1 protein-coding gene is annotated in these 1,337 nt (G+C 51.3%); it reads left to right on the top strand.

The window, feature by feature from the left end; genetic code table 11:
* Positions 1 to 73: 73 nt before the first annotated feature.
* Entirely contained in the window at positions 74 to 1,294 is a 1,221-nt protein-coding gene (locus ACFPB1_RS27350) for an IS256 family transposase (RefSeq protein WP_379229380.1), read from the top strand.
* Positions 1,295 to 1,337 lie beyond the last annotated feature (43 nt).

Here is a 1,337-nt window from a genome sequence, read left to right as displayed (position 1 = left end):
GAGTCTGTAAAATACTTTGTGTAAACTCTCAAACCTACTAAAATGAAAGTAATAGAAAGGTTGGGGAGCACACATGGGATTATGGACGAAAGAGCAGCTGCGAGCATTCATTAAGGAGAACAAGCTAGTGACCGCGCAAGATGCTCAGAACGCGCTGAAAGACTTGTTCGCCGAAACGATTCAAGAAATGCTTGAGGCGGAGATGGATACGCATCTTGGCTACGAGAAACATGAGACGAAAGCCAAAGTTACACCTAACAGCCGGAACGGTAAGAGCAAGAAGACCGTCGTGAGCGAGTACGGTGAACAGGAGATTCTGGTACCGCGCGACCGGCAGAGCGAGTTCGAACCGCTTGTCGTGAAGAAGCACCAATCGAACGTAACCGGCATCGAGGACCAGATTGTGGCGCTGTATGCCAAGGGTGTGAGCACGCGGGAGATTCAAGATCACCTTCATAACCTGTATGGCATCGAGGTCTCGCCGACGCTCATTTCCAACGTCACAAACAAGCTGTTGCCGCTCATCAAGGAATGGCAAAACCGGCCGCTGCAGGGCGTCTATGCGGTGGTGTTCCTGGACGCAATCCACTTCAAGGTGAAGCAGGACGGTGCCATCATTAATAAAGCAGCGTACATGGTCATCGGGATTGATCTGGATGGTAGTAAGGACGTGCTGGGTATGTGGATTGGCGAGAACGAGTCATCCAAGTTCTGGCTCAGCGTCCTAAATGACCTCAGAAATCGCGGCGTACAGGACATTCTCATTACCTGTGTGGACAATCTCAAGGGCTTCACAGAGGCGATCTCCGCCTGCTATCCACACACGGAGATTCAGAAGTGCATCATCCACCAAATTCGCAACTCGACACGTTATGTATCCTACAAGGATCTCAAGAAGGTGACCGCTGACTTAAAACCCATCTACAAGGCGGCGACGGAAGACTTGGCCCTGCTTGAACTCGACCGCTTTGAAGAGGCGTGGGGAAGCAAGTATCCGCTCATTATCCGCTCTTGGCGCAACAATTGGCCCGAACTCTCCACCTTCTTCAAGTACCCGCCGGAAATTCGTAAACTCATCTATACGACCAATATGATCGAAAGCTACCACCGCCAGCTCCGCAAGGTCACCAAGGGCAAAAGCATCTTTCCAACTGACGAGGCGCTACTGAAAATGCTCTACCTGGCGACCATGGACGTTGTCCGGAAGTGGACGGGCCGCGTGCAGAACTGGGGACAAATCCTCCTCCAGCTCTCCGTCTTCTTCCCGGATCGTATTGGCCAGCATTTACGTTAAGGATTCACTGTACGTGAGTTTACACAAAATTCTTGACAGACCC

The organism is Paenibacillus sp. GCM10023250, from assembly GCF_042653205.1.
GTDB lineage: Bacteria > Bacillota > Bacilli > Paenibacillales > Paenibacillaceae > Paenibacillus_Z.
This window is presented reverse-complemented; position numbering and strand designations above follow the sequence as displayed.

What these genes read in the sequence shown, in the direction of transcription:
- ACFPB1_RS27350 (WP_379229380.1), top strand. Translation starts at nt 74, where the DNA reads ATGGGATTATGGACGAAAGAGCAGCTGCGAGCATTCATTAAGGAGAAC.